Annotated in this window: 4 protein-coding genes; 1 reads left to right on the top strand and 3 read right to left on the bottom strand. The window is 70.3% G+C overall.

Annotated features, from left to right (window positions below; genetic code table 11):
* On the top strand, positions 1-1,409 hold a 1,409-nt coding region (locus D7W79_RS39905; RefSeq protein ID WP_338078854.1), incomplete at its 5' end, for a hypothetical protein.
* 91 nt (positions 1,410-1,500) lie between these two features.
* On the opposite strand, the gene D7W79_RS39900 is transcribed toward D7W79_RS39905, so the two are convergent.
* The 3 genes from D7W79_RS39900 to D7W79_RS39890 form a co-directional block, all read right to left on the bottom strand.
* Positions 1,501-1,725: an excinuclease ABC subunit A gene (locus D7W79_RS39900; protein ID WP_120530445.1), complete on the bottom strand. Its 225-nt coding sequence runs from the start codon at positions 1,723-1,725 to the stop codon at positions 1,501-1,503.
* Between the two features lie 66 nt (positions 1,726-1,791).
* Positions 1,792-3,282, bottom strand: coding sequence for an FAD-dependent monooxygenase (locus D7W79_RS39895; protein ID WP_244222242.1), 1,491 nt, complete (start codon positions 3,280-3,282; stop codon positions 1,792-1,794).
* A gap of 39 nt (positions 3,283-3,321) precedes the next feature.
* On the bottom strand, positions 3,322-3,852 hold a 531-nt coding region (locus D7W79_RS39890; RefSeq protein ID WP_120530444.1), incomplete at its 5' end, for a CBS domain-containing protein.

Raw genomic sequence — 3,852 nt, 5'->3', positions numbered from 1 at the left:
GGGACGGTGGGGCGCTCTCAGGTGGGGGCATGCTCGCCCTTGCTCTTGCCGCCACGCTGGCGGCCGCACCCGCGCCTCGCGTCGCCGCCTCGACGGTGACGGTCCTCCACATCCCCCAGCTCGACCAGGTGCAGGGGTTGAACGCGTTCCTGACGCGGGCGGGGGCGTACTCGCAGATGCTGAGCCCGGCGTCGTGGAGCGGTGAGCTGCACCCCATCCTCCAGCTGGACCTGTCGAGGCCGGAGGCGATGGAGGCGCTGGGCATCGACGCGACGGGGCCCCTGTCCGTGTCCATGCGGCAGGACGGCCGCATCGCGTGCACGCGGGTGAAGGACCCGAAGGTGTTCCAGGAAGCGACCGCGAACGTGCTCGCGCGCAACGGCGACGTGAAGGCGGGCACGGTGAAGGGCGTGACGACGCTGCGAGCGCCCAGCGCCACGGGGGGCTTCGGGGGCTACGTCATCAAGGGCCAGGAGGCCTGCGCCTTCCTGAGCACGGACGCCGACGACGCGCTCCGCAAGGAGGCCGCGAAGCTGGTGGCGCTCAAGGCCCCGGCGGCGGACGCGCGGATGGCCACGCTGCCGGGCGTGCTGTTCGTGTCCACGAAGGACGGCGTGGTGGCGCTGGACGGCACGGCGACGGGGCTGAAGGTGGAGGGCACCGCGACGAAGCTGCCCCTGCCGCCCTTCCAGTCCAAGGGCACGAGCCCCTACGGCGCGATGACGCCGGCGGGCCTGCTGTTCGCGCGTGCGCAGGTGGCGCCGACGGGCGTGGCGCAGGCGGTGGAGTCCGTGGCGGGCGCGGTGCGATCGGTGTGTCCCGCGTGCCCCGCCGACGACGTGAAGGCGGTGACGGACGCGCTGGCGAAGCAGATGACGGGGCAGGTGTTGTTCGGCGTGGACTCGGTGGCGGTGAGGGGTTCGCTGCGCAAGCCGGAGGTGCGCTTCTTCGCGGCGAAGCAGGCGCTGGCGGCGGAGGTGACGGACGCGGCGGCGGTGAAGGCGGCGCTGGCCCCGCTGGCGAAGTTCCCCGGCGCGAAGGCGCTGGAGGACGGCTACGCGATGGAGGCGAAGGGCGGCAGCGTCTACGTGCGGCTCAAGGGCAAGCAGCTCGTCTTCGGCAACGACTCCACGGTGACGCAGGCGATGCTGGCGTCGCTGCCGGAGAAGGGCGGGCCGCTGAAGCGCGCAGTGGAGTTCACCCTGGATCCGAAGAAGGTGGCGCGGGGCCTGTCGCAGGTGTCGCTGATGGACGTGATGGGCGACCAGCAGCTGGCCGCGTTCTTCGGCGCGAGCACGGAGCTGGGCCCCCTGCTCGCGAAGAGCGACAGCATCACCGGCTGGCTGGACAGTGCGCCCAATGGAGCGCACCGCTTCCAGATGAACTGGTCGCTGCCGGAGAAGCCCTAGGCGATCCGCCGCATATCGACGAACAGAGGGCCTCTACGTGAAACGCCGTGCGGGCCCCGAAGCTCCAACAAGGACCCATTCACCCGGAGCGCTAACGGGACTTGCGGCTCGAGCGCTTCCGGGCCGGGCTCTTGCGCGCGGTCTTCTTCGTCGCGGTCTTCTTCGCCGCGGTCTTCTTGCGCGCCGTCTTGCCCCAGCCTCGCTCCATGTTCTTGTAGGACTTGCTGGACACCTTGGAGCGGCTCTTCGGCCGTGACGTCCCCGCCTTCTTGCGCCGATTGATGTTCGCCACGAGGCTGTTCTTCTTCTGGGCCATGTGCTGCCTCCGATGCCTGGAGGCAAGGTCTTCACGCTCCGGCCGCCCTGCAATGTCCCTGTCTTGTCAGCCGCGGCTCGCGAACCATCTCGCCGCGGTGCGGGTGACGTCTTCAGCCTGGGGCGTCGCATCGCTCGCCCATGCGACGAACCCATCCGGACGCACGAGCACCGCGCTCAGGCCTAGGCGCTCCTTCGCATCGCCAGCCACGTACCGGACCTGCTCGCCCCAGCGGCCATCCAACGTCTGGAGCGGCGCCTCACGGCCGAAGTCCAACAGCAGACCGCGTCCCTCCCGGAGCAGCGTGCCGAGCCTCGTTCCATCCTCCAGCTCGAAGTCTGGGCAGCTGCGGCCCACCAGCGCGTGTTCCCCGCCGAGGTCGTAGCGAAGCGACACTCCCCAGACACGCTCCGCGAAGTAGGTCGTGCCGTCGCGCGTGTCGATGAGATCGCGGAAGATGCCTTCGAGCGCGCGGGACGCCGGTTGGGGTCGCATCAGCGCGACCTGGGCCCGCGACCAATCGAGGATGCGCGCCCCCACCGGATGGCGCTCCGGGGTGTAGCTGTCGAGCAAACCCTCGGGAGCATCCCCTCGGAGGGTCGCGGCGAGCTTCCACCCCAGGTTCATCGCGTCGCCGAGTCCGAGGTTCAGGCCCTGGCCGCCCAGCGGTGAATGGATGTGAGCGGCGTCGCCCGCCAGCAACACCCGTCCCTTGCGGTAGGTCGTTGCCTGATACGCGCGGTCGGTCCAGGTCGTGGCGACATGCATCGCCTTGACGGTCACGTCCGTGCAGGACACGCGCCGCAGGACCGCCTGCACGTGCTCGAGCGTGACCGGCTGGGTGCGATGGAACGCGCCGCCGTCGAAGTCGGCCATCGCGATGACTCCGGGCTGCCCCTGGTTGTACATGCCGGTCGGCGTGTAGTGGCGTCCCGGCCGGAGCTTCTCCGGATCGGCGAGTTCGACGTGGACCGAGTACCCCGTGAACTCAGGCTCGGTCCCCACGAACTCGAAGCCCCCCTGCTTGCGGATGGTGCTGCGGCCGCCGTCGCATCCCACGAGCCAGCGCGCGCGAACACTCTTCCCGCCGGCACGGACGGTGACTTCATCGTCCGAAGCCTCGAAGCCTTCGACCTCCTGGCCGCGTCGGATCTCGACCCCGAGGGAGAGCGCGTGAGCGGTGAGGATGCGCTCGAGCTGCTCCATTTCGCTCCCCAATTGGATGTCGGCTGGCCCTGGGAGCCGGTACGTCCACCGCGACGCATCGATGTTGCTGAAGTCGAACGGGATGCCCGCGAAGTGGCCCGCGGGCCCGCGGAGGTTGGATCCGGTTCGCGGCGCGAGCTGTTCCAGCAGTCCGCGCCGGTAGAACGCTTCGATGCTCGGGCCCCAGAGGCCTCGCCTTCCAAATGGGAGCCGCTTCAGGGGGGAGTGCGGATCCTCCAATCGTTCCAGCACCAGCACGGAGCGCTTCGCGAGCCGCAGCTCGCAGGCCAGGAACAGTCCCACCGGACCGGCCCCTGCGATGATCACGTCGTAGACCAAGGTGTCCTCCACGGGAGTGCCTTGGCCTTCCAGGATAGCAGCGCGGGAGCGCTACGCCGTCCGCTCGCGCGGCCACCCCGTCCGCGACCCGTTCCGCTCCGCCTCCTCCTCCCGCGTGAGGCCTCGCTGGATGTCATTCCAACCCAGCGTCCCCGCGAGCAACCCCTCCTCGTCCACCACCGCCACCATCGGCACGTTCGCCTCCGCCATCCGCCGCAGCGCCGTCCATCCGTCCTCGGCGAGCTCCGCCACCACCCCGTCCTCCATCGCGTCGCGCACCATGTAGCCCCCGCGCTGCGCCTCCGGCACCGCCTGCACCGCCGCCCACGTCACGCGCCCCACCGGCCGCCCCGCGCTCGTCACCGGCAGCATGCCCACGTGCTCGCGCCGCAGGGCCCAGTGGGCGTCCTGCATCGACAGGTCCAGGTCCAGCCCCACCACCCGGGGCGTCATCAGCGCCTCCACCCGCACGCGCTCCAGCAGCGCCTTCATCCGCACCTGCCGCGACTCCCCTTCCGCGCCCATCAACACGAAGAAGGCCACCACCAGCGTGAACGGGTTCAGCGTCACCACGCCCCACAC

Origin of the sequence: Corallococcus exercitus (genome assembly GCF_003611585.1) — a bacterium.
Classification (GTDB): domain Bacteria; phylum Myxococcota; class Myxococcia; order Myxococcales; family Myxococcaceae; genus Corallococcus; species Corallococcus exercitus.
Note: the sequence above shows the minus strand (reverse complement) of the source record. Positions and strands in the feature narration are given on the sequence as shown.

Excerpts from the sequence above, each read along its gene's own strand:
- D7W79_RS39900 (WP_120530445.1), bottom strand. The coding sequence starts at position 1,725 with ATGGCCCAGAAGAAGAACAGCCTCGTGGCGAACATCAATCGGCGCAAG.